The organism is Gluconobacter sp. Dm-62 (genome assembly GCF_018256155.1).
In the GTDB taxonomy this organism is placed as follows: domain Bacteria; phylum Pseudomonadota; class Alphaproteobacteria; order Acetobacterales; family Acetobacteraceae; genus Gluconobacter.
Map to the genome: position 1 here is coordinate 22,924 of NZ_JAERLY010000008.1, position 24,330 is coordinate 47,253.

At 59.4% G+C, this 24,330-nt stretch carries 26 protein-coding genes and 1 tRNA gene; 11 read left to right on the forward strand and 16 right to left on the reverse strand.

Going from position 1 to position 24,330, the window contains the following annotated elements; translation table 11 throughout:
* The first annotated feature begins 22 nt into the window (after positions 1–22).
* The 3 genes from rfbC to JK202_RS09575 all read left to right on the forward strand — a co-directional run bounded on the left by rfbC (position 23) and on the right by JK202_RS09575 (position 2,536).
* A complete protein-coding gene (gene rfbC, locus JK202_RS09565; protein WP_211560519.1) occupies positions 23–586 on the forward strand; it encodes a dTDP-4-dehydrorhamnose 3,5-epimerase in 564 nt (187 codons plus the stop codon).
* An 8-nt stretch (positions 587–594) separates the two neighbouring features.
* Positions 595–1,485 (forward strand): dTDP-4-dehydrorhamnose reductase, encoded by an 891-nt coding sequence (gene rfbD, locus JK202_RS09570; RefSeq protein WP_249199926.1) that lies wholly within the window; start codon positions 595–597, stop codon positions 1,483–1,485.
* 112 nt (positions 1,486–1,597) lie between these two features.
* Positions 1,598–2,536 (forward strand): glycosyltransferase, encoded by a 939-nt coding sequence (locus JK202_RS09575; protein ID WP_211560521.1) that lies wholly within the window; start codon positions 1,598–1,600, stop codon positions 2,534–2,536.
* A gap of 207 nt (positions 2,537–2,743) precedes the next feature.
* Here JK202_RS09575 and JK202_RS09580 read toward each other — a convergent pair whose 3' ends face one another.
* The 3 genes from JK202_RS09580 to JK202_RS09590 form a co-directional block, all read right to left on the reverse strand.
* Positions 2,744–3,655, reverse strand: a complete 912-nt coding sequence (locus JK202_RS09580; protein WP_211560522.1) for a GNAT family N-acetyltransferase — start codon at positions 3,653–3,655, stop codon at positions 2,744–2,746.
* Positions 3,656–3,956: 301 nt separating this feature from the next.
* The gene (locus JK202_RS09585) at positions 3,957–4,400 is read right to left on the reverse strand and encodes an HIT family protein (protein ID WP_211560523.1); all 444 of its coding nucleotides are present in this window, start codon (positions 4,398–4,400) and stop codon (positions 3,957–3,959) included.
* 34 nt (positions 4,401–4,434) lie between these two features.
* A complete protein-coding gene (locus JK202_RS09590) occupies positions 4,435–5,919 on the reverse strand; it encodes a sugar porter family MFS transporter (protein ID WP_211560524.1) in 1,485 nt (494 codons plus the stop codon).
* A 120-nt stretch (positions 5,920–6,039) separates the two neighbouring features.
* On the opposite strand from JK202_RS09590, the gene JK202_RS16410 reads away from it, so the two are divergent.
* The gene (locus tag JK202_RS16410; RefSeq protein ID WP_283091797.1) at positions 6,040–6,168 is read left to right on the forward strand and encodes a hypothetical protein; all 129 of its coding nucleotides are present in this window, start codon (positions 6,040–6,042) and stop codon (positions 6,166–6,168) included.
* On the opposite strand, the gene JK202_RS09595 is transcribed toward JK202_RS16410, so the two are convergent.
* From JK202_RS09595 to JK202_RS09610, 4 genes are all read right to left on the reverse strand, one after another.
* Positions 6,155–6,961, reverse strand: coding sequence for a metal ABC transporter permease (locus tag JK202_RS09595; RefSeq protein WP_211560525.1), 807 nt, complete (start codon positions 6,959–6,961; stop codon positions 6,155–6,157). The genes JK202_RS16410 and JK202_RS09595 overlap by 14 nt on opposite strands.
* A complete protein-coding gene (locus tag JK202_RS09600; RefSeq protein ID WP_211560527.1) occupies positions 6,948–7,637 on the reverse strand; it encodes an ATP-binding cassette domain-containing protein in 690 nt (229 codons plus the stop codon). Before JK202_RS09600 ends, JK202_RS09595 begins: the two co-directional genes overlap by 14 nt.
* Entirely contained in the window at positions 7,624–8,499 is an 876-nt protein-coding gene (locus JK202_RS09605) for a metal ABC transporter solute-binding protein, Zn/Mn family (protein ID WP_249199902.1), read from the reverse strand. The genes JK202_RS09600 and JK202_RS09605 overlap by 14 nt, the downstream gene beginning before the upstream one ends.
* A 75-nt stretch (positions 8,500–8,574) precedes the next feature.
* Complete coding sequence (locus tag JK202_RS09610; protein WP_211560529.1) at positions 8,575–8,982, reverse strand: lytic transglycosylase domain-containing protein; 408 nt, start codon at positions 8,980–8,982, stop codon at positions 8,575–8,577.
* Between the two features lie 80 nt (positions 8,983–9,062).
* Here JK202_RS09610 and JK202_RS09615 point away from each other — a divergent pair, with 80 nt between their 5' ends.
* The gene (locus JK202_RS09615; RefSeq protein WP_211560782.1) at positions 9,063–9,566 is read left to right on the forward strand and encodes a YbaK/EbsC family protein; all 504 of its coding nucleotides are present in this window, start codon (positions 9,063–9,065) and stop codon (positions 9,564–9,566) included.
* On the opposite strand, the gene galE is transcribed toward JK202_RS09615, so the two are convergent.
* From galE to JK202_RS09640, 5 genes are all read right to left on the reverse strand, one after another.
* Positions 9,563–10,552 (reverse strand): UDP-glucose 4-epimerase GalE, encoded by a 990-nt coding sequence (galE, locus tag JK202_RS09620; protein WP_211560532.1) that lies wholly within the window; start codon positions 10,550–10,552, stop codon positions 9,563–9,565. The genes JK202_RS09615 and galE overlap by 4 nt on opposite strands.
* Positions 10,553–10,630: 78 nt before the next feature.
* Positions 10,631–11,068 (reverse strand): YjjA family protein, encoded by a 438-nt coding sequence (locus tag JK202_RS09625; protein WP_349291852.1) that lies wholly within the window; start codon positions 11,066–11,068, stop codon positions 10,631–10,633.
* A 121-nt stretch (positions 11,069–11,189) separates the two neighbouring features.
* Positions 11,190–12,344 (reverse strand): AGE family epimerase/isomerase, encoded by a 1,155-nt coding sequence (locus JK202_RS09630; RefSeq protein ID WP_211560534.1) that lies wholly within the window; start codon positions 12,342–12,344, stop codon positions 11,190–11,192.
* 100 nt (positions 12,345–12,444) lie between these two features.
* Positions 12,445–12,520: transfer RNA gene (locus JK202_RS09635), tRNA-Ala, on the reverse strand.
* Positions 12,521–12,612: 92 nt separating this feature from the next.
* Complete coding sequence (locus JK202_RS09640; RefSeq protein ID WP_211560536.1) at positions 12,613–13,224, reverse strand: nucleoside triphosphate pyrophosphatase; 612 nt, start codon at positions 13,222–13,224, stop codon at positions 12,613–12,615.
* 353 nt (positions 13,225–13,577) lie between these two features.
* On the opposite strand from JK202_RS09640, the gene hemE reads away from it, so the two are divergent.
* Genes hemE through hemJ form a run of 3 tightly spaced genes read left to right on the forward strand, consistent with a single transcriptional unit; the run spans position 13,578 to position 15,783 of the window.
* Complete coding sequence (hemE, locus tag JK202_RS09645; RefSeq protein ID WP_211560537.1) at positions 13,578–14,639, forward strand: uroporphyrinogen decarboxylase; 1,062 nt, start codon at positions 13,578–13,580, stop codon at positions 14,637–14,639.
* The gene (locus JK202_RS09650) at positions 14,636–15,340 is read left to right on the forward strand and encodes an HAD family phosphatase (RefSeq protein WP_211560538.1); all 705 of its coding nucleotides are present in this window, start codon (positions 14,636–14,638) and stop codon (positions 15,338–15,340) included. Before hemE ends, JK202_RS09650 begins: the two co-directional genes overlap by 4 nt.
* On the forward strand, positions 15,337–15,783 hold the full coding sequence (gene hemJ / locus JK202_RS09655) for a protoporphyrinogen oxidase HemJ (protein WP_211560539.1): 447 nt from the start codon (positions 15,337–15,339) through the stop codon (positions 15,781–15,783). Before JK202_RS09650 ends, hemJ begins: the two co-directional genes overlap by 4 nt.
* Positions 15,784–15,900: 117 nt before the next feature.
* Here hemJ and JK202_RS09660 read toward each other — a convergent pair whose 3' ends face one another.
* A complete protein-coding gene (locus JK202_RS09660) occupies positions 15,901–16,872 on the reverse strand; it encodes an SDR family oxidoreductase (protein ID WP_211560540.1) in 972 nt (323 codons plus the stop codon).
* Between the two features lie 20 nt (positions 16,873–16,892).
* Complete coding sequence (locus JK202_RS09665; RefSeq protein WP_211560787.1) at positions 16,893–17,492, reverse strand: DedA family protein; 600 nt, start codon at positions 17,490–17,492, stop codon at positions 16,893–16,895.
* A gap of 150 nt (positions 17,493–17,642) precedes the next feature.
* On the opposite strand from JK202_RS09665, the gene JK202_RS09670 reads away from it, so the two are divergent.
* Entirely contained in the window at positions 17,643–19,562 is a 1,920-nt protein-coding gene (locus JK202_RS09670) for a prolyl oligopeptidase family serine peptidase (protein WP_211560541.1), read from the forward strand.
* A gap of 58 nt (positions 19,563–19,620) precedes the next feature.
* Here the strand turns inward: JK202_RS09670 and JK202_RS09675 are convergent, their stop codons facing one another.
* Positions 19,621–20,004, reverse strand: a complete 384-nt coding sequence (locus JK202_RS09675; protein WP_211560542.1) for a hypothetical protein — start codon at positions 20,002–20,004, stop codon at positions 19,621–19,623.
* Positions 20,005–20,416: 412 nt separating this feature from the next.
* On the opposite strand from JK202_RS09675, the gene JK202_RS09680 reads away from it, so the two are divergent.
* The gene (locus JK202_RS09680) at positions 20,417–21,382 is read left to right on the forward strand and encodes a DMT family transporter (RefSeq protein ID WP_249199903.1); all 966 of its coding nucleotides are present in this window, start codon (positions 20,417–20,419) and stop codon (positions 21,380–21,382) included.
* Positions 21,383–21,456: 74 nt separating this feature from the next.
* Here JK202_RS09680 and JK202_RS09685 read toward each other — a convergent pair whose 3' ends face one another.
* On the reverse strand, positions 21,457–22,755 hold the full coding sequence (locus JK202_RS09685; protein ID WP_211560792.1) for an MATE family efflux transporter: 1,299 nt from the start codon (positions 22,753–22,755) through the stop codon (positions 21,457–21,459).
* 256 nt (positions 22,756–23,011) lie between these two features.
* Between JK202_RS09685 and flgE the strand changes: the two genes are divergently transcribed.
* Entirely contained in the window at positions 23,012–24,319 is a 1,308-nt protein-coding gene (gene flgE / locus JK202_RS09690) for a flagellar hook protein FlgE (protein WP_249199907.1), read from the forward strand.
* The last annotated feature ends 11 nt before the right edge of the window (positions 24,320–24,330 follow it).

The following is a 24,330-nucleotide window of genomic DNA, read 5'->3' on the forward strand; positions in this document are numbered from 1 at the left end:
TTTCAAAGCAGGAATTCAGAGCATGAAGGTCGAACGTCTTTCCATTCCAGAGGTCATTCTCGTCACGCCTCCCCGTTTTGGTGACAATCGCGGCTTCTTCTCCGAAACCTACAATGTGGACCGGATGAACGAAGCCGGCATCAATCTGCCCTTCGTTCAGGACAACCAGAGCCTGTCACGCCAGAAAGGTGTTGTCCGCGGCCTGCACTGCCAGCTCGCACCCTACGAGCAGGGAAAGCTCGTGCGCGTCACACGCGGCGCCATCTGGGACGTCGCCGTGGACGCCCGCACGGGATCACCGACCTATGGCAAATGGGTCGGCGCAGAACTTTCCGCTGACAACTGGTCCCAGCTCTGGATTCCACCTGGCTTTCTGCATGGCTTCGTGACCCTCGAAGAGAACACCGAAGTGCAGTACAAATGCACCTCGCTCTACAGCAAGGTCTCCGAGCGTGCGGTCATCTGGAACTGCCCGGAACTGAAGATCGACTGGCCCGTTTCCGAAGCTGACGCTGTCCTGTCCGACAAGGATCTGATCGCGCCGCATTTCTCGGAAGCCAAGGGTTGGTTCCAGTACGAAAAGTGAGCATGACGATGTCCAGCACAGGTCCCATTCTCGTCACGGGCGGCAACGGCCAGCTTGCGACGTCCCTTCAGAATCTCGGTAACGAGCGCATCATCCGCGTCGGGCGGCCGGAATTCGATTTCGACCGCCCGGAGACGATCTCCGCCGCCGTCGAGAAGTACAAGCCGTCGGTTGTCGTCAATGCTGCGGCCTGGACGGCTGTGGATCTGGCCGAAACGGAAAAGGACGGTGCCGACCGCGCCAACAACACCGGCCCGGCAGCTCTCGCAGCGGCCTGCGCCAAGGCAGACATCCCGTTCATCCATGTCTCGACCGATTACGTTTTCTCCGGTGACAAGGGCACACCCTACACCGAGGAAGACCCCACCTCTCCCGAGACGGTCTATGGCAGCACCAAGGCTGAAGGCGAACAGGCTGTCCTGACCGCCAACATCAAGAGCATCATCCTGCGTACGGCCTGGGTCTATTCCGCTCACGGCAAGAATTTCGTACGCACCATGATCAACGCGGGTGCCAAGAATCCCGTGCTCAAGGTTGTTGGTGACCAGTCGGGCAATCCGACCAGCTCGGACGATCTGGCCGAAGCCATTCTCGCCATCATCGCCCTGCTCGAACGCGATGGCTGGAAGCCCCAATACAAGGGCATTTTCCATGCGAGCGGAACCGGTGAAACCACGTGGCACGGCCTGGCTGTTGCTGCTCTGGAAGAGGCCGCAAAGCACGGTCAGACCATGCCGCAGGTCAATGCCATCCGTACCGAAGACTGGCCCACCCCGGCCAAACGCCCGCAGGATTCCCGGATGGACAATTCCAAGCTCCATCGTATTTTCGGCGTAAAGATGCCAGACTGGCGCCACAGCGTGACGCGTATCGTTCACAAGCTGTTTTCCGAAGCCTGAACGGCTGTTGCCCTCTCCCGGCGGGAGGGCAACCGACTATTCCTCCTCTTTACCGTTGCGTCCGAATGATCCCCTTTTCCCTTCTTTCGGCCTTACGCCCAGGTGCCGAAACATGACACAGAAAAGGCCGGAATCTGCCTGTCAGGTCGTTATTCTGCTCTCGCTCTATAATGGCGAAACCTATCTCGACGCGCAGCTCGCAAGCATTCTCGCCCAGACCCACCAGAACTGGACGCTCTACTGGCGCGATGACGCCTCGGGGGATTCCTCCCGGGAGCGGATGCGCGCCTTTGCCGAAGGCCCCGGACAGGGCCGGTGCGTGGAAATCACAGACCGTGACGGGCGTCTGGGTGTCGCAGGGTCCTACGCACATCTGCTCGATGCCGTGCCCGACACCCCCTATGTCGCCTTCGCCGATCAGGACGACATCTGGGAGCCGCGGAAGCTGGCTTGGGCCATAGACGCAGTCGCACGCCGCCCAGCCCATAAGCCGACACTGTATTGCGCCCGGCAATATCTGACGAATGCGGATCTGGTGATCTTTCAGGAATCTACCCCCCTGCGCCGCAAACCCGATTTCCCAGCCGCTCTGACGCAAAACATCGCAACTGGTCACACTGTGCTGCTGAATGCAGCAACACACCGCCTCCTGCGCAACAATCCGCCCCCCCCTTCAGTCCTGCATGACTGGTGGGCCTATCTCCTGACGACTGCAGCTGGCGGGGACGTCATTTTCGACAACCGCTGCGTCAGCTATTACCGCCAGCACGCCCACAACACCGTCGGCGCAACCGGGTCTTTCATCAGACGGGCCTGGGCGGCCTGCCGCCGTGGACCGCACGTCTTCATGACGATCTTCCGCTCCAATGTGACATATCTGCTGAACCATCCGGAAAACCTGTCTGCTCCAGCCCTGCGCCTCCTGCAGACCATCACCGCAGCACGGACATTTCCCGCCCGGCTGCGCACGCTTGTCAGATACCCAGCCCTCCGACGACAGCGCTTCTCTGAGACCACGGTCTTCCGGATCTGGTTCCTGTTCTCACGTTAGAGATCTATCCCCGAGATTTGATAGCAGGGGATTTTCGCATGAATAGCGTGCGGCTCTCCCCCGAAAGCGCAAACAAAAAAAATCAAGCGACATGCTTGGGGAATTATCACCAGACTTGGTGTTTCCCTGACTTGATTAATGTTTGCCAATTAACGCCACGAACCAAACACAATAATTACAATAAAGACATTCTTTATGCGTAAAAAATTATTTCGAAGTCCATCCAGAAAATAGTCTTCTTGTTTCTTTCATTATGCCATAGCACGGAGTGTATTTATAAATTACAGGCCTGATTATGGGATCAAGCCCAAAGCTAGCCAAGAATTTAGCACTCGAAACACTCCCATATCCATCAAAATCCAGAATTTTTTCCATTGAAGAGGCCAGTTTTATACATTCCCATATCAATAATGAATTTGCTCCTGCATAAGAAAAACTCGTATCTCTTGCTGATTGCCAGAAATACATAATATTTTCTCCCCATATTACAACTGACGCCGCAACCGGGATATTTCCATTGTATGCGACAATAGTTGCCAACTGGTCTCTCAGAAGACATTCTCGACAAATTTCTTCTAATAATTTATAGTTGTGCGTGCTTTTTAAATTCCTTTGTTTTTTTGATAAGAAAATAAAGTAATCAATTGAATTCTCAATTCGAATTTCCAATAATTTATCAGTAGTTCTAATTAAATTTCTGGTCTTTTGATCGAGATTATTCCATATTTCTTCTAAATTGACATTGAAATCATATTGGAATGTTGATTGATTGGATATGTTAAATCCCTCGAGTTCAAATGCAAAAAGTGTTTCATCATCAGGATCAAAAGACAATCTAAAATTACTGTAGCTCGGCATGTTTTGAACCAGACCATCTACCAGACGTCGTATGTTTTGCCCTTTTTTAAAGGGTTTTGATTCTGGAATATTGAACTGGGGAGAAAGGGTTCTTGTATATGGGGGCATCACGATACCCGTCATGCCCAGATTTTTTGTTTTATATATTGGAAGATTTATATTTAATTTATTACCGTGACTATAATTGATAAACTCGATTTTCCCTTCCGTCACACAATCAAGCCACCACTCCTCCATAAAAATACTGCTCTTTTTCATCATCCTGTTTCCGAAATGCATTATTCACCGTTTCTAGATATTAACACAAAATTTCAAACATAATCTTAGTATGATAATTTTTATATTAACCGTTAAAAAGCAGTTATTGTGATGTCTATATCATTTTTCTAAGGCATTTTTTACCTTAACGGAGAAAGATTCTCTAACCAGAAAGATCAGATACATCATCTGTATTCTCATTTTCTGCCTCTGATGATTTTCCCAGCGCGGATCTTCGAGAAAATGGATGCGGACTCCCCCGTTCGTTCGTCTGCCAGACAATACAATTTCTGCTTTATTGATCTTAGGCCTCTAAACCTAGAAACTGACGCATGGCTTCCATGAACGGTCCGTCCTGCGCCACACTGGACAGCCGCGCCGCATCGTAATCATAGACCGTCGTCGCCGGGCGGGTAGCCTTCTCCGGATCCTCGGACGCATAGCGCGGCACGATATGGGTGTGCAGGGACGGCGCCAGATTGCACCAGGTTTCGTAATTGATCCGCACCGCATCGGTCACGGCCAGCAGCGCATCCCCGACCGCCGCCATATCTGCCAGATACTGCGCCCGCGCTTCACCCTGAAGATCATTAATCGTCGGCACAACCGGATCGGCCAGAAGCTGGCAGTATCCCGGCAAAGGCTGTGTGTGACCGATCACCAGCCAACCCGATTTCATACGCCCGATAACAGAAGGGTTGCTGCCACATCGTGCGGCAGCAACCCTCTGAGCGATAACATCCGTCATGGTCAGTCCCCTTCTGCATGAAGGGGAAAGCGTATCATGCAGCCGCTTCGGCGTCCTCGTCTTCGCTCTGGACGATCCGGGTATTCCCCGGCGTGGGACGGAAGCGCTTTTCGATCAGCGCCTCTTCAATATCCTCAAGCGAGGCTCCAGCCGTCTCCGGCACGAAGAAGAAGACGAAGATCACGGACGCCAGATTGACGAACGCATAGAACCACATCGTCCAGCTCAGCCCGATGGCTTCGGCCATACTCAGCGCCGTGCTGGTCACCAGCAGATCGGCGCCCCACAACGTTGCGGCATGAAGGGACGTTGCCTGCCCGCGCATCGACAGCGGGAACATTTCAGCCCCCAGCAGCCAGCCACAGACCTGGATCCCGCCGGAATTGAACATCATGAACAGCAGCAGGAACACCACAATCATATAGGCGCCGACGCTGCCCGGAGCCGGATGGCTCATGAACATCACGCCAAGCCCAACCAGCGACAGCGCAGCCCCCGGCCCCATGATGAGCATCAGGCGACGACGGCCGATCCGGTCCACGAACATGCAGCCCAGGAACGTCATGATGCAGTAGATCACCGCCACACCCAGTGACGCCAGAAGCGCCGACGACGTGCCGAAACCCGCATCATTCAGGAAGGTCGGCGTATAGTAGATCATCATTTCCAGACCGCCGCACTGCGTGAAGAACGCAACGCCAAGGGCAGCCACGAGCGCCGGGCGAACCCAGGGCTGGAACAGACCGCGCCAGCCACGGTTCTTCGGCTCGATCCCTTCCGCGTTCTCACGGATAGTCTGAACCTCGCGGCGGATGGCGCGCTTGGTCGTGCGGATCCGGCCGAGCTGGATGATGGCACTCTTCATGCCTTCGTTCTCAGCCGCCCAGCGCGGGCTCTTGGGCATGAAGAACATGGAAATGAACACGATACCGGCCGGAATGGCGGCAATCCCGACCATCGGACGCCAGCCCCAGTTCACGCGCTCGGTAAAGCCAATGATATTGGCGATCAGAATGCCCAGACCGATGGCCACGTTGAACATCGTGACCAGTGTGCCACGACGCTCCTGCGGCGCCAGTTCGGAAATATACATCGGCACGACCTGCGTCGAACCACCGACCGCCAGTCCCAGCACAAAACGCGCGGCGATCAGGCTCCAGACATCCGGCGCAAAGGAACAGGCCGTCGCCCCCACCACGAACAGACCACTCACCATACAGGTGGTGTTCCGCCGTCCGTATTTCTCCGACAGACCACCAGCAACAAAGGCACCAAAAATTGCCCCCAGAAGAATGGCGGACGCGACACTCTCCTTCATGGTGGCATTCAGGTGAAAATCATCACCGATCAGCGGCAGCGTTCCGGAGATGATGCCCGTGTCATAGCCGTAGAGGCCGCCGCAGATTGCGGCGACCACAGCGGCCAGAATCAGCATCAGCTTGGCATTGGGAGAAACTTCGATGGACGCGGGATCAATATGATCCCGTCCGGTTCGGACTGTTTTCATATCGTTTTCCATAGTGAGATAACATATCACAAAACGGATGGTTTTTCAGGCTTGGGAGAAAACAGCCATAAAACACTCTCAAAATACAATCATGATTGACTATCGCGTCCCAAAACCGTCAGGATACACTCCATGCAGACACCTGATACAACCCGCGACATTCCAGTCATTACCCTGAAAGCGCTGATCATCATGCACGTGATGCTTGTCGCGTTCATTCTGCTGATTCATTTTAAACTGTCTGGCCTCACGGACTTCTGAAGCGCCGCCACAGATCAGCCAGCGCATAGGACAGGGCTGCCCCAAGCCCGATCCAGAACGGAACAGGCGCGTCCGTCACCCAGGACAGCATCAGTCCACCCCATGACAGCGCGAGCGCCAGCCCAACCGAAACGGCAATTCCCGCCAGCGGTCCCAGACCGAGCTTCAGCGCCGTCGCAGCCGGCCCGATCATCAGGCTGAACGCCAGAAGTGCCCCGGCCACTTCCGCACAAGCTGCACAGGCCAGCGCGGCCACCGCCATAAACACCACCGAGACCAGACGCGCCGGAACACCCCGCGCCCGCGCCACTTCGGGCGCCAGACTGGCAAACAGCAGCGGACGTCCCAGAAACGCCAGCAGCGCCAGACACAGCACAGCCACGCCGCACAGCGCCTCCAGCGTCGGCACATCAATCCCGAGCACATCGCCAAACAAAAGCGTCGTCGCGAGGCTGGAACCCCGGTTGCTCATATGCAGGAACCAGGCTCCAAGCCCCAGACTGGCCGCCAGAACAAGCCCGATCGTGCTGTCCCGCTGGGCCGGAACGCCCCGCTCCCCTTCGCGCTCGGCCCCGATGGCAAACCCGGCCATCAGACTGAACACCACCATCCCCGACAGCGGCGGAAAGCCGAGCCACACCGCCCCGGCCGCACCGCTGAACCCGATATGGGACAGCGCATGGGCCGCAAACGCCTGACGCCGCAGCATCAGGAACCAGCCTACCGTCCCCGCCAGAAACGACACAACAGCCGCGCCCACAAAGGCATGGCGCATGAAATCAAACTCGAACATGCAGCCCCCCGTCCGCAAGCTGCACAACGCGCGTCACGGCCCCGGCCAGCGCCTCCGTCTCATGCGATGTCAGGACAATCCCGATCCCCAGACGCTCCGTCAGATCCATCAGCAGCCGCACCGTCTGTTCCTGCCCCGCGTGATCGAGCGCCGCCAGAGGCTCATCCAGCAGCAGCAGATCCGGAGTCCCCGCCAGAGCCTGCGCCAGACCCACCCGCTGACGCTCGCCGCCCGACAACAGTCCCAGCGGACGATGCGCAAACGCGGAAGCCCCCGTCAGCGCCAGAAGTCGGTCAGCTTCCTCCCGCCGGAACCGCAACCGCAGAGGCAGCCCCCAGCGCAGCCCGTCCACCGCCGCCCGGACATGACTGACCGCGGGCAGCAGCAGCGCCGCATCCGTCACGCTCTGGGGCATGTAACCGATATGCTGCCGGGCCTGCGCTGGCGGCAGACCATGCGTCATGATCTCGCCACTCTGGAGCGGAATCAGCCCCAGCATCGCCCGCAGCAACGTGGACTTCCCGGCCCCGTTGCGCCCGGACAGAAGCGTCATCCCCGAAAGCGGCACAGCAAGAGACGCGTCGCGCAACACGCAGGTTGATCCCGCCGTGAGCGTCACGTCCCGCAGGACCAGCCCGCGCTCCGGCTGACAGCAGACCCGGTTATTTTCCGCCATCACCCAGTGCCTGCTCCACCGTCTGAAGAATACCATGAACCCAGCCCTGCCAGGACTGCCCCGGTGGCAACGTCTCGCCAATCGCCACAACAGGCAAGCCCACAGCCTGCGCCCGATCCACCAGCCGGTCGATCTGTGGCGAGTGAATGGCCGGGTTGGTAATCAGCATCCGGACGCGGCGTCCGTCAATCTGCGTATCAACCTGCGCCACATCGCGCGGTGACGGCTCGGCATGGTTCATGATCGCCAGCGCAAAACTCTCATCCACAACAGTCAGCCCCGCATCCCGGAGCAGCATCTCACCCACCGGTTCGACAGCCTCCACCGGCACAGAAGCATGACGCGCCTTCATTGCGGCCAGACTCCCCGTCACGCCATCCAGTTCTTTCAGAAACGCCGACAGTCGCTCCGCCACATCCGAAGCCGAAATCCCCGGCTGATGCGACAGCATGTCTGCAAAGACATGCGCGACTTTCCCGACAGCCGCCGGATCAAGAAAAAGATGCGGATTATCGCCGGGCTGCCATCCCGCAATGGAGGCCACCACGATCCGCGACGAGGCAGAGCTCGTGAACGGAAGTGCCCAGTCGTCATACGTTGCGCCATTCACTACGGCGATGGTGGCTCCCGCCATGGCGCGGGCCATGGATGGGGAGGGTGTCAGGTCATGCGGGTCAATCCCCGGCGTCGCCAGAAGGGACTGCGTCTGAACATCCGCTCCGCCGATCTGCGCCGCCACATCGCACCAGGCGGCTTCGACGCACACCACGCGCACCGGAGATCGGGAAGGCTCGGCCTGAGCGACAGCCACACTCCCTGAAATCAGTGCAGCCAGCAGAAAAGCCGGAAAAAAACGCATCATGTTCCTCGGGGCAGGGGTCAAGGCTCAGGTGTTATAAAGTAACACATCCGGCCTGACCATCCTCACCCGTGCCTCTTATCCCTGACGCAGATAAAGCGCCGCCGCAGCAGCCACAACCCTGCGCTGGTAATCCCGATTGAGCGGCAGTGTGCGGGAATGATAATCCCCGATCGCCTTCATCAGATTGCCATGCTCGTCATCCAGCGCCCTGCGCAGGATCATGGCGGCAGCCGCGATATTGAAACACGGCTCCAGCGCCAGACGCGCCGCCACCTGCGGCGCCGGCTGATGGATCATCGACGCGATCGGCAAAATCCAGCGCGAATTGATCTGCATGAGCCCGATATCGACCGAACCATCCGTATTAGTGCTGACATGCCCCATCACCCCGCCTTCGACCCGCTGGATCGCAGGGAGAATGCGCGGCGGCAGATGGTAATGCAAAGCCGAAGCCAGCATGCAGGCCAGCAGACTAGCAGCCATGGTTGCGGACGAAACACTGTTGAATCATGAGCCCAACCCTAGCATCGGACGCCCGCGCCTGCCATCCTGAACACCTCACGATGACCGCACAGGACAGGAGGACAAGCGTGCAGGACACATCCGCGACCCTGACACTGGACGCGCTCGGCATTTCCTATGAACGCCATGTCTATGAGTATGACCCCTCGGCGGGAAAACTCGGCGTGGCCGCTGCCGCAGCACTCGGCCTGTCGCCGGACCACGTTCTCAAGACACTGATGGTCCAGATCGACGGCCGCCCCGCCTGCGTGGTGCTTCCCGCGGACCGCGAACTGGATTTTGCCCGCGTGGCACAGGCGTTCGGAGGCCGGAAAGCCAAGATGCTCTCCCGCCCCGACGCCGAACAGCGCACCGGCTACCGCATCGGCGGCGTCAGCCCCTTCGGACAACGCAGCGCCGTCCCCACGGCCTTCGAACAATGCGGCATGGACGGCACACCCGTCGTTATCAACGGCGGAAGTCAGGGGCTCCTGATCGAACTGTGTCCTCAGGATGCCCTGACCGCCACCAGCGGCCTCGTGGCCGATCTGGTCAAACCGCTTTAAGCGACACCATATCCGTCCGGATGGTCCACCCGCCAGTGCAGGGCCGTCTCGACGATATCATCAAGCTGACTGAACTGCGGGTCCCAGCCGGTTTCCTGACGAATCTGCGAAGAATCCGCCACCAGAACCGCCGGATCACCCCCACGGCGCGGCGCCCATTCCCAAGGCACTTTCCGGCCGCTGACGCGCTCGACACTCTGGACCACTTCCAGATTGGTAAAGCCCAGACCATTGCCCAGATTATACGTCACGGACCGCTCATCGAGCTGCCCCATGGCGCGGATATGCGCATCGGCCAGATCCGTCACATGGATATAATCGCGCACACAGGTGCCATCGCGGGTCGGATAATCGTTCCCGAACAGCTTCAGCCCGGCCCGACGACCCAGCGCCGCGTCGATCGTCAGCGGAATGAGATGCGTCTCCGGCCGGTGATCCTCACCCAGACGTCCCTGCGCATCCGCACCCGCCGCATTGAAATAGCGCAGGCACGCGCTCTTCATACCGCAGATCCGGTCCGCCCAGACCAGCGCACGCTCGATCAGATATTTGCTCTCGCCATAAGGCGATCCCGGATCAACCGGTGCATCCGCCGAAATCAGCGGCGGACGATCATCGCCGCCAAACAGCGCCGCCGTCGAGGAGAATACGAAACGCTTCACGCCATGCCGCGTGCAGGCCTCAATCAGGTTCAGCGCCGTGATGTAGTTCCGACGCAGATAGAGGAAAGGCTGGCTCATGCTTTCGCCCACAAGCGACAGCGCCGCGAAATGCAGAACCGCATCCCACTGCCCCGAAGCCACCGCCCGGTCCGTCGCCTCCGCATCCGCCAGATCGACATGCAGGAACTCCGCGCCCTGCGGCACAGCCGCACGATGGCCAGTGCTCAGATTGTCGAGAACGACAACGTCATGTCCAGCGTCCACCAGAGCCTGCGCAAGATGACTGCCGACAAACCCGGCCCCGCCCGTAACGAGATACTTCACTGATCCAACCGTCCTTTTTCCAAAAACATTCCAGCCTGCTCCGGCAGTGCCATAACAGGCCAGAACATCCTCCTCAGATCACAGAAGATTCTGCGCGCGGTTGAGGATCATGCTGCACACTTTCTGCTTCATCTGGCCCTTAAGGCTCGACAGCGAAAGCGCATTGCTCCCCCCCGTCAGAAGCTGCCCCTGCTGACCAGCCGTATAATCACTGGAAGACGTGACACTCTGCTTGCCGGTCAGGCTGCTCAGTGCCGATGTCGCACCACTGCCGCTGAGATAGTTATTCTGCACACAGTAGCTCAACACACCGGCAACATTCCCCGTGCTGGCGGAGGACACGTTCGGCAGCATGCTGCTCATCACACCCGAACCGCCGGTCATGCCACTCATGCCCGACATGCCGCTCATGGCATTGCCCGCACTGCCAACACCGGGGATGGACTGGGCATGAGCCGAAGACACAACCAGACCAACTGCTGCAAGAACCGCAAATACACCGTTTGAGTAACGCACTGTATTTCTCCTTCAGAGAATGTTCAGGCAGCACCTGTCAGAAGTTGAAAACCGTCGCTGCCAGAGTCACGCTAACATAGCTGGGCAGCAGGTCCACCCCAGGTCACTTCCCCGGGTCACTTCAACAGAATTCCCGGGCTGCCCCATAAATATGATAGAGCGAGCTGGCTGGCACATCAGAAACAGCGGCCTTTCCTGACGCATCGAAACGGTCGACCCACAGGGCACTCCCTTGATCAGGAATGAACGTTTCAAAGAAATGATCGCTCAGGCCCCGAAGAATGTCCGGCCTCTCGTTCCGGCAGATCAGCAGACGACACAGCTCGGTCTGCGGCCAGATCCGCGTCGCATTTTCCAGCACCCGCCCGTCATCGAGAATGGCATCCCGCACCACGGATCCCATCACTCCATAACGCATCCCGAACGCGAACAGCCCTTCCGCAGCCTGCCCGATCACCCCGGCATTCTTCGCCGCAGTGTTCAGGCGCAGATAGTCCCCAAACAGCCAGGACCATTCAAAAAGATGCCCCGGCTCCACACGGTTTTCTCCTGACGGAGCCGATGGTCGCCAGTCTGTCACGAAATCTTCAAGCAACGCCCCCGAACCGGACTGGATCAGCCTGTCCAGTGCAAGCCGCACCAGTGCCGTCGCCTCGTCCAGATAGAAACTGTCCCCCGATACTTCAAACAGCACAAGAAACGCTTCAAGCAGATGCATATGCGGGTTCTGATGCCGCACCTGCCCCGTCAGCGGAACTTCATCCAGAAAACCACCATGCTCGGCCCGGAAGATCTCGTGAAGTTCCAGCACAGTCTGCCGCGCAACAGACAGAAAATGGGGATTGCCGCTCAACCGGTATGCCCAGCCATAGGCATAAAGAATGAAAGCGTGCGCATACAGATCCCGCTTCGTCCCGACCGGTGATCCATCCGGCGCCACGGAGAAGATCCATCCAGCCTGTCCGTCCCGATGCCGGTAAAGCCGTTCGACTTCTTCCACACACATCAGCGCCTGCGTGGACGCATCATGCAGCCCATCCAGCGCGGCACGACAGAATGTCGAGATCTGCCGCGCCTGCACCATCAAACGCGACGCCGGCAGGACCAGGGGTTCTCCGGAAAGTGTCAGTCGTTCATGATAAAGCCGCCGGCCGCGATCAAACCCGACGCCACTCCATTCCGGCAACACCGTCCGCGTCAGCCAGCCACTCCAGAGCGCCTTCTGGTCAGCATCCATGATGGTGGGCAAGGGGGCGTGTCGCGTTCCGATCTGCATCCGACTGCCGTATGAGAGCTGAACGCCCGCGTCAACAGATCGGGAGCTGCCACAACAGAACCGAAACAGAAATTTCAAATTTTCAGGAATAAAGGGAAACTGGTGGAGCCAATCGGGATCGAACCGACGACCTCCTGAATGCCATTCAGGCGCTCTCCCAACTGAGCTATGGCCCCACATGTTTCATCTGCGGCCCCTTTGGGACGGAGCCGGATGAGCGCGGTATATCGTCATGATTTCGCCCTGACAAGCCTGAAAAACAGATTTTTTAGGCCGCAATTGCTCCCAGGACCCGCAGTTCCTCCAGCAGAGGAAGTAGTGGCAGCCCCATCACGGCATCCTGCGCGCCTTCCACAGCCGAAAAAAGCTGTATCCCCGGCCCTTCAAGCCGATACGCCCCCACACAGGACAGGATCGCCGCCCCCTCCCGCTCCAGATAAGCCTGAAGAAATGCCTCCGAAAAATCCCGCATGGTCAGATGCGGCGACGCCAGATACTCCCAAACCTTCTCGCCCCCATTATAGAGAACGACAGCCGTGCGCAGGACATGCGTCTGCCCCCGCAGTCGACGCAGATGCTCCGCCGCCTCGTCCACGGAGCCCGGCTTGGCAAATGCCACCCCGTCCAGATCAAGGATCTGGTCCGCCGCCACCGTCAGATCATTGAAGCCCACATCCCGTGTCGCGAGATTGGCTTTTGCATCCGCCAGAGCGATCGCCGTTTGAGAAAGCGTATGTCCCTGCGCCTTGCAGGATCGCCGAAGCGCCTCCTCATCAAGATCGACCGGTCTGGCCCGCACCGTAAGACCCGCATTTTCGAGCAGCATGCGCCGGGCCGAAGAGCCGCTGGCAAGAATCAGGGAAGTACTGAAAGACATCATGATGTACGACTCCGTACTATCGACTGCGGAAAGAAGGACGAGTACTGCAAGAAACCCTGTGAAGGCATTGCGTCAGTACTGGGGTACATGGGGATAGTACCTGCCTTCCCGAAAGGAGTACCGAGTACCGTGGATTGTACGGTACACCATCCATAACTGGGGGTTGTACACACCCTCTCTGTGGGCAATTCGGGACAGAATCAACGACTCCCATGCAGACTGCGGCTTCCAGAGTTGTACACAGTGTGAGTAAGACGGGGTACATTTTCAGAATGCCGGGTACCCCGGTATCCACAGGGATCATCTTAACCTCCAGCATTTCTTTCTTTTTTCTTTTATGATTAGTGGGCGGCATGATTTCGGAAAACGCACCTTCCTCACCCTCGTCGAAACCGCTTCTGCGGGCCCTCCGTGGTGAAGCCGTCTGGCCGCCTCCGGTCTGGCTCATGCGTCAGGCAGGCCGCTATCTCCCCGAATTCCGTGCCATGCGTGACCGCGCCGACTTCCTGACCCGGTGCATGACCCCGGACATGGCCACCGAGCTGACGATCCAGCCGATCCGCCGCTACGGCATGGACGGCGCCATCCTGTTTTCCGACATCCTGATCCTGCCCTGGGCCATGGGTCAGTCCCTTGAATTCATTGACGGACGCGGTCCCGTGCTCGGCGCCATCCGCTCCGAAGCCGACCTCGCCCGACTGGACCCCAAACGCGTACAGGACGCCGTCGCACCAGTGCGGGAGACCTTGTCCCGTCTTGCAAAAGAGCTTCCCGACGTCACCACGCTTCTGGGCTTCGCAGGCAGTCCGTTCACGGTCTCGTGCTACATGGTCGAGGGCGGTGGATCGCGGGATTTCGCCGAAACCCGCCGCATGATGCAGACCAATCCGGCCCTGTTCGATCGCCTGATCGATACCCTGACCTCGAGTACCGCCGAGATGCTCTGCGGCCAGATCGAAGCCGGCGCGGAAGCCGTGATGCTGTTCGATTCCTGGGCCGGAATCCTGCCGCCCTCCGCCTTCCGCCGCTATGTGATCGAGCCGACACGCCAGATCGTCGAGTACATCCGCGCCCGTCATCCCAAAACCCCGATCATCGGTTTCCCGCGTCTCGGCGGCATCATGGTCCGCGAATATGCGCAGAAAACCGGCGTTAACACGCTGGCGCTCGACACGGTCGCCGATCCGGCCCAGATCTCCGAACTGCTGTCCAAAGCCGTCCCCGGTCTGACGCTTCAGGGCAACATGGATCCGATGATCCTGTTCTCCGGCGGCGAGAAAATGATCCGCGAAGCCCAGGCCATCCGCGACGCGATGCGCGGAAAACCTCATGTTTTCAATCTCGGACACGGCGTCATGCAGCACACGCCGCCTGAAAACGTCGCAGCCCTCGTCGAGGCGGTACGCTCCGTATGACCACCGCCCTGGACCCGAATGGCCAGCTGAAACTGGTCATTTTCGACTGCGACGGCGTTCTCGTGGACAGCGAAGGCCCCTCCTGCCGGGCCACGGCGGAATTCGCCCGCTCCAAAGGGGTGTCCATTTCGGACGACGAGGCGCATAAGCGCTTCGCGGGTATGGCGTTGCCGCAGGTTGTGAAAGAACTCGAGCAGGAACTCGGCCATTCCCTGCCCGACGAAACGGCATTCAAACTGCGCGAAAATCTCGTACAGATGATGCAGAAAAGCGCAGAACCCGTAAGCGGAGCACTCAAAATGCTGGCAGACATGCGGGCTTTGGGAATGCCGGTTCGCGTTGGCTCGAATTCTTCCGTCCGGGAGATGGACGCCAAGTTCGAGCATACCGGAATGTCGCAGTATTTCCCCGAAAACCGCGTCCATTCCGCCAATGATATGGGCTGCCCCAAACCCGCGCCGGACGTCTATCTGTACGCCGCAAAGGCCGAGGGCGTCCTGCCGGAAAACTGTGTCGTGATCGAAGACAGTAATACGGGCGCGGAGGCTGCCTGGAAGGCCAACATGGCCTGTGTGCTTCTTCGCCCGGCGGAGGAGCCCGCGCCTCCCTTCTGGCCCGTTGAAGGTTCGGTTCGCATCACGCATCTGGACGAGCTGGTACCCCTCCTGCGCCGGACGCTTGAAAGCCAGAAACACGCATGACCGACTTTCTCGCGACCTATCAGAGCTGGATCCTGTCCGTGCACATCATGGCGTTTATCGCCTGGATGGCCGGCACGTTCTACCTGCCGCGCCTGTATGTCTATCACTGTCAGGTGGTACCGGGCACAGCCGAGAGCGAGCGGTTCAAGGTCATGGAGCGCAAGCTCCTGCGCCAGATCATGACGCCCGCGATGATCGTGACCTTCCTCGCAGGCGGGGCACTGGCCTCCATTCCCGGCCTGATCGACTGGAATTCCGGCTGGTGGTGGACGAAACTGATCTGCGTCCTCGGCCTCGCCGGTTTTCACGGCGCATGTGGTAAATGGCGTCGCGGTTTCGCCGAAGACCGCAACCAGCATTCTGAAAAATACTACCGGATCGCCAATGAGGTGCCGACAATCCTGATGATGATCATCGTCATCATGATCATCGTCCGCCCCTGAGAAAAACCCCGGATAAAAGTTTTTGGTGAAGCTTTTTCCAAAAAGCTTCAAAGCCAAGACGCGTCAAGGAACGTCACCTTTTTGAAAAAAGGCGACACCCAAAAACTTTTATTCTGTTCAGATCAGCCCGTATTTCACACCGGTCATCTGTTCGGAGACCGTCCAGAGACGTTCCGCTAGGCCGGGTACATGCGTCAGTGCGGGCAGCCCTGCGATCCCGGGCACGCCACGACGCTCCCCAGGCCCCTGCGGACCGTAATAGCCCCCGTCATGGGCCTGCGGGCTGGCAAGCGCATAGAGCAGCGGCCAGGCGCCTTCCTCGACCGTCTGTCCCATCGCATGGAAGACCGGCCCGGCGAAGCTCCGCGCCACGCTGCGCATGAACCGCGCCGCCCTGTTGGCGGACTGGTCCAGACTGCCGTTATTCGCAACGATATCGCTGGCCGCCCAGCCCGGATGCGCCGCGCGCGAATGAATGGGCCAGGGCGCTTTCGCGGCCCGGCGGTTCAGTTCCAGCGCAAACAGCAGATTGCACAGCTTGCTCTGCCGGTAACGGACCATCGGATTGTAGGAATGCCGCGCATTCAGATCCCCGAACGGCAACTCACCCTTCAGCGCTGCCAGAGACGCCACGGTCATGACTGTCGCATTTCCCGCAGCCAGCAGCGGCAGAAGCCGTCCGGTCAGCGCAAAATGCCCGAGATGGTTGGTCCCGAACTGAAGCTCAAACCCGTCCTTCGTCGTCAGCCGCGTCGCAGGCCCCATGACCCCGGCATTGTTCGCCAGAAGATGGATCGGCTCGCCCCGGCTCCGCAAAGCGGACGCAAACGCCTCGATCGAGGCCAGTGACGCCAGATCCAGCAGCTCGAACCGCGCCTTGACGAACGGCACCCGCTCATGAAGTCGCGCCAGAGCCGCCTGCCCCTTGTCACGGTTGCGCCCGCTCAGTAGGATCATCGCACCCTGCCGCGCCAGCCCGCACGCAACCTCAAACCCCAGCCCCCCGGTCGATCCGGTAATGAGCGCCGTTTTCCCGTCCAGACGGGCAAGAGAGTCGGTGGACCATTCGGAAGCGGAGGGCTGTGTCATGAAGTCTGTCCTTCTGTGTGTCAGCTCGGTTTCTTGTCCGTGCGCGCATCGTCGCGCAATTCATCGGCCTGAGCCTGTTTGAGCGCCTCATCCGTCAGACGCTTCTCGTTCTTCTTGAGAAAAACAAGCGCCCCGATCAGACAGGCGACCCCCACAATGGCCATGGCAATTCCGGCAGGTCCCGAAATCTTCTCGATCTGCTTGCCCAGTTCATAGGTGACGAAAGCATAGCCCCCGGCCCAGCAGATACCGCCCAGCGCATTGAAGAACAGGAACGAATGCCAGGGCATCCGGTTCGCTCCGGCCAGCAACGCCACAAACACACGCAGCACCGCGATGAAACGACCGAGGAACACGACGATTCCGCCATGCTTGCGGAACAGATACCGCCCCAGCATCAGCCGCTCTTCCGTCATGCCGACCTTGTGGCCATGCTTTTTCAGAATGCCGTAACCGAAGTGATGGCCGATCAGATACCCGATATTGTCGCCCATGATGGCGCCAAGCACGGCTGCCAGCGCAATCCAGCGGATTTCCAGATGATGGGTGCTGCCCGCATAGAGCGAAGCGGCGATAATGACGCTCTCCGCCGGAAGAGGAAGGCCCATGCTCTCGAACATGACGATGATGCCAACGACGCCATAGCCGTAATGCACCAGCATGTGGTCGAGAAAATGACTGAGATGAAACAGTGTCCTGGTCCCGTTCAAGCTGTGGCGGAAGAGAGTGCCGCCGGTTACGATACTACGGCATCGGAGACAGGATGAAAAATGACGACATCGCCTTCCCCCACAGCCACCCCCGGCGCCACGTCCGCATCCGGAAACTGGCCGTCCTGGGTCACGCCCGAACTCGTGGCCGGTCGCACCCTGTCCTTCTCCGAACTCCGCACGGCAGGGAACTGGACCTTCTGGCTCGAAAGCCGCCCGGATGAAGAGGGCCGCTCCGTCATCACCGCCCGCGACCCCGAAGGCCGGATCCGCGATCTGATCCCCCCCGGCTATTCGGTCGGCACCCGCGTGCATGAATATGGCGGCGGCGCATGGGATGTCCGTCTGAAGGAAGGCGCCCCGCAGGTCGTTTTCAGTGACCGCAAACGTGGCGGCATCTGGTTCAGCAACGGCACCACCGCCACGCAATGGGCACAGGCGGCCGAAACCCCGGAACACCGCTACGCCGACCTGACCTTCGATCCGCTTTCCGAAGCAGTCTTCTGCGTAAGAGAAAGCCACGGCGAAGGCACGCCCGTTGCAACCCTCGTCCATGTGCAGAGCAACGGCAGCGAAACCGTTCTGGTCAAAGGCGCGGATTTCTACGCTGCCCCCCGCCCCTCACCCGATGGACGCTTCCTGGCCTGGTTCAGCTGGAACGACCCCGCCATGCCCTGGACCGTCACAACCCTCTGCGTCGCCCCCTTCGATCGCACAACCGGCACGCTTGGCCCCGTGACAGACCTTTCAGGCCCGAAGCCATGCAGCATCATCGAACCCTGCTGGTCCCCCGATGGCACGCTCTACGCCACGTCCGACGCCTCAGGCCGCTGGACCCCCATCCGCTTTTTCCATGACGACACCGGCTGGCACCCGCACTCCCTCGATGGTGCCAACGCCGAAATCGGCCTGCCCCACTGGGTCTTCGGACAGCGCAGCATGGCCCCGCTGCTCGGAAACAGACTGCTGGCCCTCGGCATCCGCCACGGTCTCAATCACGTCCTGCTGGAAGAAAACGGACACTGGACGGACGTCTCGCTCGGCAGCCCCGTCAACGTCACGCAACCGCTCGAAGACGGACATTTCGCTTGGATCGACGCCCCGGCCGACGCGCCCGCCGCCATCGCCATGGGCCGCCCCGGCGAGGCCTGTAACCGCTTCCGCACCAGCGTCACCCTGCCCCCCGGCATCACAAAAGCCGATATCGCAACCCCCACGCCCCTGACCTTCCCGACAGCAAACGGCGCAGAAGCCCACGCCCTGTTCTACGCTCCCGCCAGCAGCACCAGCGCGCTTCAGGACGGCGAAAAACCCCCGCTCGTCGTCATGGCCCATGGCGGCCCGACCGGCCGCGCCAACCCCTCCTTCGCTTTCAAGGTGCAGTGGTGGACCTCGCGCGGTTTCGCCGTCCTCGACGTCAATTATCGCGGTTCAACCGGCTTCGGCCGCGCCTATCGTGAAGCATTGGACGGACAGTGGGGCGTCGCGGATATCGAAGACTGCCTCGCCGGTGTGCAGGCCGTGCTCGCCCGAGGGCTCGCCGATCCCGCCCGCTGTGTCATCCGTGGCAGCAGCGCCGGTGGCCTGACCGTTCTTGGCGCTCTCGCCCAGTCGGACCTCTTCGCCGCCGGAACATCCCTTTATGGTGTTACGGACCTGCGCGCGCTGGCCGAAGAAACGCACAAGTTTGAAGCCCGCTATCTGGACGGCCTGATCGGCCCCTACCCGGAAGACGAGGCCGTGTATCTGAAACGTTCTCCCATCACGCAGGCAGGTGGAATTTCCGTTCCCGTCCTGTTCCTGCATGGTGGTGCAGACAGGGTCGTCCCCCTCTCACAGGCGGAGTCCATGCGCACAAAACTGGAACATTCCGCCCTGCACGTCTATCCGGAGGAAGCCCACGGCTTCCGCGCCCGCGACACCATAGAAGACGCCCTGCAAAGGGAACTCGCCTTCTATCAGCAGGTCTTCGGGCAGTAGTTTTCAGACTGCGTATCCATGCAGGGACTTCCCTCCCTGCATGGAGCGCTCCGGAAAATCAGTCGTCCGAAAGCCCGAACTGGCTCGGATACGGCATCGCGTTCCGGCTGAGCTTCTTCTTTTTCCACTCCGCCAGTGCGCGATCATATTCGACATGACGCAGCGCGAACTGCAGCGCTTCCACATGCCGCTCGTTTTCGGGGTCCATCAGGTTCCGGCGCCACCCCGCTGCGATCAGCCAGTATTCTCCGGCCAGCCGCCAGTCTCCGGCCTCATGATGCTCCTGCGCCAGCCGCTCAAGCCCATGATACTTGTTCTTTGGATTGGCGAGCGCTTCCGGCGTAAGAATGAAATCATCCCCTTTCCAGAGGAAATTCGACTTCATGTAGGGAAACTGCCGGGTCATCACACCCGGATCCCCGAAATGCTCTTTAATCAGCATCGGAACTAGCCTGTCGTAAGACCTACGCCATTCGCACTGCACAGACCGTCCCCTGAAAACCACATTGAAGAATGCGGCCTCTATAACGAACGCCTTTGCCAGAGTCGATTTCTCCGGCTGAACAGAATCACTCCGCAGGCAGAGCCTGCGCCATAGAGATAACCATCATAATGTTATGTATAAATAATTACATGTGATGATTTAATATATGTGGCAATTAAAGAATAAAATATTCGATGTTCCGGAAACGGGTTTGAATTTCCATAATACTTCTTCTAAGAAGCCTGACCGAAATTACTGATGCCCTCAATTCAGGTCCGGACGCTCTTCATTAGGTGTTTCGGGACTGCCAGGTCATTTTCCAGCACGTTTCCTTCTCTCTCTCTCTCTCCCGTCAGAGTCCCCGCGCCTTATGGACACCAAAACCCTCTTCTCCGGAATGGCCTTGGCCTTCGGAGCCTATTCTGCGTTCGCCATCAGCGACGCTTTTTCCAAACTGCTGGACGGGAGTCTCGACCCCTTTGAGGTCGCGTTTTTTGGCGGTGTGTTCGGGTTTCTCATTCTTCCCTTCATCCGCAAATCGGGTGAATCCTATCTCGACATCGTGCGCCCGAAGCTCCGCGGCATGTGGCTGCTGCGCGCGGTCTGCGTCTTCGTCGCCACAGCCGCCAGCGTCAAAGCCTTCATGCTGCTCTCGATGCCCGAGGCGCTGTCGATCACCTTCCTGATGCCGCTGTTCGTCACGATCCTGTCCGTCGTTCTGCTCAAGGAGAAGGTGACGTTCTGGGCCTGGCTGGCTGTCGGCCTCGGCTTTGCAGGCGTTCTCATCGTCCTGCGCCCGGGAATGCGACCGCTCAATCTGGGGCATCTCTGCGCCCTTCTGGCCGCCTGCGCCAATGCGGGCAGCGTGATCGCCTATCGCATCGCCAGCAAGGAAACCGTCCGCCTGTCGCTCTTCGGATCCAGTCTGATGGGCGCGCTGGTGGGGAACGGCCTTCTCATGATGGCCCACGCCACATGGCCATCCAACACAAAGATCTGGTTCTTCCTGTTCGGTTACGGCTTCCTGACCGCTCTCGGACAGCTCTGCATGATGCTCGCAACCGCCCGGGCACCGGCGAACCGCGTCGCCCTGCCGCAATACAGCCAGATGGCCTGGGGTGTCGCGCTGAGCTACTTCCTCTTCAAGCAGCCTCTCGATCGCTGGACCTTCGTCGGCATCGCCGTCCTGACAGCTTCAGGCCTGCTGAACTGGATCCGCCAGCGCATCCGCTATGAGAAAATGGCCATGAAAGAGCGTCTCGAACGCCTCAAGGCCCGCAAGATCGCCAAGAGCAATATCAAAGCCGCAAAGAAGAGCGCTCTCTCCGCCCGATAAAGCGCCATTTCGCCGCTGCGAACCTGGGCCACCAAGATGGTCCCAGAGACGTGGCGGCAAACCAAACAACCCGTTTACGGCTTTACGATATCCGGCTCCAGCTTCCGGATCACCCGGAACGCCGTCACTACCGCCAGACTTCCAAACAGCACCACGCCCAGCGACTGCCCGACCAGAATCCCGATTGGCCCGTAAGCCGAGCCGATCCACACGAACGGAATGGTCCCCAGCGTCGCCCGGCCCCAGTTGAAACCCGTGGAATAGAACGGGTGCCCCAGATTGTTGAACGCCGTATTTGCGACGAACAACAGCCCGACAAACATGTAACTCAGCACCAGCCAGCAGCAGAACAGCCGCACGATATCCACGCCCACACCCTGAAGCTCGAAAAGCTGCAGGATGTAATTATGCGCCGCCGCAAGGACCAGCCACGTTACACCCACACACAGCGCCGTCAGCTTGAGCGCCGCCAGAAGCGCTTCCTGCACGCGATGGATCTGCCGCGCACCGAGGTTTTGCGCCATGATCGGCCCCACCGAGCCTGTCAGTGCAAAGACGAGCGAAAACGCCACCGGCACGATCCGGTCAATGGTTGCCTGCCCTGACACGGCATTCAGCCCGAACCGGGCCATCGCGTGCGTCACGAACAGCGCCCCCGTCGGCGTGGCGAGATTGGTCGCAATCGCCGGCACCGCAATGCCGCCAATCAGCCGTGTCGAAGGCCCGAATGCCGACCGTTTCGGCCATTCCAGCATGGCATGACCCCGAAGGTTCAGAAATCCACTTGCCGTAATAGCCAGTCGCGCCAGAACCGTGCTGATCGCAGCGCCCTCAAGCCCCAGATGCAGCCCGAAAATCATGATCGGATCCAGACAGGCCGAAACAACTGCCCCGGTCAGCGTCACCCGCATCGAGCGTTTCGCATCCCCAACCGCGCGCAAAAGCGAAGAAAGCGCCATCCCCATACAGACCAGCGGCAAAGCCGGAGAAACGATCCGCAGGAACCGGGCCGCATGCTGCTGTGCCTCGCCCTGAGCCCCCAAAAGCCCCAGCAGAGGTGTCGCAAACGTCGCTGTCAGCAGCCCCAGAACGGCGGCAATCGCCACCATGACCACCAGAAATGCCGAGGCCAGACGCCGTGCTTCGGCATGCTGCCGCGCCCCGATCAGCCGTCCCGTGCAGGCTCCAAGCCCGATCGTCATGCCGATCGAAACCGAGACCTGCACGTAACTGACCGCCGTCGCAAACGCGATCGCCGCCGTCAGTGTCTTGTCATGCAGATGGGAAATATAGCCGTAATTGAGCAGATCGACCGCAAACACGGCCATGAGCCCGATCGCCCCTGTCCCGGCCATGGTCACGACATGGCGCATGATGCTGCCATGAACGAATCTTGCGGGTCTGACCGGAGAATCGTCAGGAATACTGGGCTTTTTAGGGTCGTCGTCTGGCTGAGGCATGCCCATACACAATGCCCGGTTCAGAGCCGGAGAACCAGAGGCTACTGGCGTTTTTTCACGGCTTTCTCACCCTCTGACAAAGCTCGAATCCACTGTTTGCAGAGGCGAGTCTGCCCTTTTTCCGCTTGTAAGGACTTCCTTAATATCCGCTGTGGAATCCTTGCTGGTGATGCTCGGGCATACGACCCGCAGCCTGTTCCATGTCCGGGAGTATGCCATGTCCTCGATCATCAATGCGGTCCACACCGCCGTCAGCGGCCTGAATTCGCAGTCCCACGCCTTCACAGACCTGTCCAACAACATCGCCAACAGCCAGACCACCGGCTACAAGGCGACCACCACCAGCTTTGAAGACTACGTCACCAATAACGAACTCACCAATGACGGTCAGGCCCTGAGTGACAGCGTCGTTGCCACCACCCAGCAGCATACCGATAACCAGGGCATGGTCACGACTTCGACCAACAGCACAGCCCTGGCCATTTCAGGCAACGGTTTTTTCAATGTTGTGCAGGCTACAGGTCAGAGCAACGACAGCTCGCCCGTCCTCGGCTCGCAGCAGTATTACACCCGGAATGGCGACTTTTCGCAGGACAAGAACGGCTATCTGGTCAACACGTCCGGCTATTATCTGGAGGGATACAACGTCAATTCCTCCACAGGCAGCCTGAGCACGTCTCTCAGCCCCATTCAGGTCCCCTCCACCATTGCGTTCCAGCCGACCGAAAGCACGAAGCTGACCATGACCGGCCAGATCGGCAGCAGCGCGACCTCCAGCGGCGGAAGCGCCACCACTTCGGCCATGGCCTATGACAGCAAGGGCAATGCCCAGACAGTTTCGCTGAACTGGACGCAGGTTGACGCCACGACCTGGACCGTCAGCAATGCCAATAATGCGGACAATACCGCGACCGTGAAATTCGATGCCTCCACCGGCGCTCTTGCCTCCGTTAACGGACAGAGCCAGGCATCGGGGTCGGCCGCCAGCTTCGAATATGAAGGCTCCCCTCAGGATATGACCGTCAGCCTGGGCACCATCGGCGGCACCAGTGGTGTCAGCCTCGCCACAGACGGCTCCACGCCCTCTGGCGTCACAACGGTTTCCGACAGCGTCACCAGCGGCAATTTCTCCGGCATTTCCATGCAGACCGACGGCTCGGTCATGGCAACCTTTGACAACGGCTATTCCCAGCTCGTTGCCAAGGTTCCGCTGACGACCTTCGCAGATCCGAACAGCCTCTCTCCCCAGAACGGGCAGGCCTATACCGCCACCTCACAGTCTGGCAGTCCGCAGATCAATGCTGTCAACACCAACGGCGCCGGCACCCTGACCACCGGCTCCATCGAGGAATCCACATCTGATCTGACCGGTGATCTCAGCAAGCTGATCGTGGCGCAGCAGGCCTATGGCGCGAACACGAAGGTCGTTTCCACGGCCGATCAGCTGCTTCAGACCACACTGGCAATGATCCAGTAAGCCGGACTGAA

Coding starts and splice junctions, on each gene's coding strand:
- hemJ (WP_211560539.1), top strand. CDS start 15,337: ATGACCGACTTTCTCGCGACCTATCAGAGCTGGATCCTGTCCGTGCAC.
- JK202_RS09650 (WP_211560538.1), top strand. CDS start 14,636: ATGACCACCGCCCTGGACCCGAATGGCCAGCTGAAACTGGTCATTTTC.
- JK202_RS09665 (WP_211560787.1), bottom strand. CDS start 17,492: ATGTTCGAGAGCATGGGCCTTCCTCTTCCGGCGGAGAGCGTCATTATC.
- JK202_RS09640 (WP_211560536.1), bottom strand. CDS start 13,224: ATGATGTCTTTCAGTACTTCCCTGATTCTTGCCAGCGGCTCTTCGGCC.
- JK202_RS16410 (WP_283091797.1), top strand. CDS start 6,040: ATGCAGACACCTGATACAACCCGCGACATTCCAGTCATTACCCTGAAA.
- flgE (WP_249199907.1), top strand. CDS start 23,012: ATGCTCGGGCATACGACCCGCAGCCTGTTCCATGTCCGGGAGTATGCC.
- JK202_RS09660 (WP_211560540.1), bottom strand. CDS start 16,872: ATGACACAGCCCTCCGCTTCCGAATGGTCCACCGACTCTCTTGCCCGT.
- JK202_RS09680 (WP_249199903.1), top strand. CDS start 20,417: ATGGACACCAAAACCCTCTTCTCCGGAATGGCCTTGGCCTTCGGAGCC.
- JK202_RS09670 (WP_211560541.1), top strand. CDS start 17,643: ATGACGACATCGCCTTCCCCCACAGCCACCCCCGGCGCCACGTCCGCA.
- JK202_RS09615 (WP_211560782.1), top strand. CDS start 9,063: ATGACCGCACAGGACAGGAGGACAAGCGTGCAGGACACATCCGCGACC.
- JK202_RS09610 (WP_211560529.1), bottom strand. CDS start 8,982: ATGGCTGCTAGTCTGCTGGCCTGCATGCTGGCTTCGGCTTTGCATTAC.
- JK202_RS09595 (WP_211560525.1), bottom strand. CDS start 6,961: ATGTTCGAGTTTGATTTCATGCGCCATGCCTTTGTGGGCGCGGCTGTT.
- JK202_RS09630 (WP_211560534.1), bottom strand. CDS start 12,344: ATGCAGATCGGAACGCGACACGCCCCCTTGCCCACCATCATGGATGCT.
- rfbD (WP_249199926.1), top strand. CDS start 595: ATGTCCAGCACAGGTCCCATTCTCGTCACGGGCGGCAACGGCCAGCTT.
- rfbC (WP_211560519.1), top strand. CDS start 23: ATGAAGGTCGAACGTCTTTCCATTCCAGAGGTCATTCTCGTCACGCCT.
- JK202_RS09575 (WP_211560521.1), top strand. CDS start 1,598: ATGACACAGAAAAGGCCGGAATCTGCCTGTCAGGTCGTTATTCTGCTC.
- hemE (WP_211560537.1), top strand. CDS start 13,578: ATGATTTCGGAAAACGCACCTTCCTCACCCTCGTCGAAACCGCTTCTG.
- JK202_RS09590 (WP_211560524.1), bottom strand. CDS start 5,919: ATGGAAAACGATATGAAAACAGTCCGAACCGGACGGGATCATATTGAT.
- JK202_RS09675 (WP_211560542.1), bottom strand. CDS start 20,004: ATGCTGATTAAAGAGCATTTCGGGGATCCGGGTGTGATGACCCGGCAG.
- JK202_RS09580 (WP_211560522.1), bottom strand. CDS start 3,655: ATGATGAAAAAGAGCAGTATTTTTATGGAGGAGTGGTGGCTTGATTGT.
- JK202_RS09585 (WP_211560523.1), bottom strand. CDS start 4,400: ATGACGGATGTTATCGCTCAGAGGGTTGCTGCCGCACGATGTGGCAGC.
- JK202_RS09605 (WP_249199902.1), bottom strand. CDS start 8,499: ATGATGCGTTTTTTTCCGGCTTTTCTGCTGGCTGCACTGATTTCAGGG.
- JK202_RS09600 (WP_211560527.1), bottom strand. CDS start 7,637: ATGGCGGAAAATAACCGGGTCTGCTGTCAGCCGGAGCGCGGGCTGGTC.
- JK202_RS09685 (WP_211560792.1), bottom strand. CDS start 22,755: ATGCGCCATGTCGTGACCATGGCCGGGACAGGGGCGATCGGGCTCATG.